A 529-nucleotide genomic window follows, 5' to 3' on the forward strand; every position below is an offset into this window, starting at 1 on the left:
GTCTACTTCCTCAATATCAGAAGAAACCACCCAGGCAGCATTGTTAACCACTGCATCCAATTTACCAAAGCTACTTACAGCCAGTGCTACTAATCGCTCTGCACAGCCATTCTCCTGTAAATCTTCAATATGAAGGACAGCGTTTTCAGCGCCTATGATTTCAACTACTTCCTGGCCCCATTTTTCTTCCAGGCCATGAATCACCAATTTGGCACCCTCTTTTGCACTTCTGAGGGCAATGGCCTTACCTATACCGGTAGTACTACCAGTAACGATAATTACTTTATCCTTTAAGCGCATGGTCATACTGGTTTCAATACACTTTTAATCACCTCACCATGGTGCATTTTCTCAAAAGCTTCTAACCATGAAGTTACAGGCCAAACGCCTCCTATTATTGGTTTCACGTCTAAAATACCAGCACCCATCATGCCAATAACCTTTTCCCATATAGGCCAGTTATGACTGAAACTACCTTGTAAACGTACATTTTTCTGTACGATAGGATCCAAAGAAAAATTACATGGTT

The 529-nt window shown here is 41.6% G+C and carries 1 protein-coding gene and 1 pseudogene; both read right to left on the reverse strand.

The window, feature by feature from the left end:
- On the reverse strand, positions 1-300 hold a 300-nt coding region (locus ADIWIN_RS14300), incomplete at its 3' end, for an SDR family NAD(P)-dependent oxidoreductase (protein ID WP_040757449.1).
- 2 nt (positions 301-302) lie between these two features.
- A pseudogene (locus tag ADIWIN_RS14305) lies at positions 303-529 on the reverse strand (Zn-dependent alcohol dehydrogenase); the annotation flags it as partial.

It is taken from the genome of Winogradskyella psychrotolerans RS-3 (assembly GCF_000427335.1).
GTDB classification, from domain to species: domain Bacteria; phylum Bacteroidota; class Bacteroidia; order Flavobacteriales; family Flavobacteriaceae; genus Winogradskyella; species Winogradskyella psychrotolerans.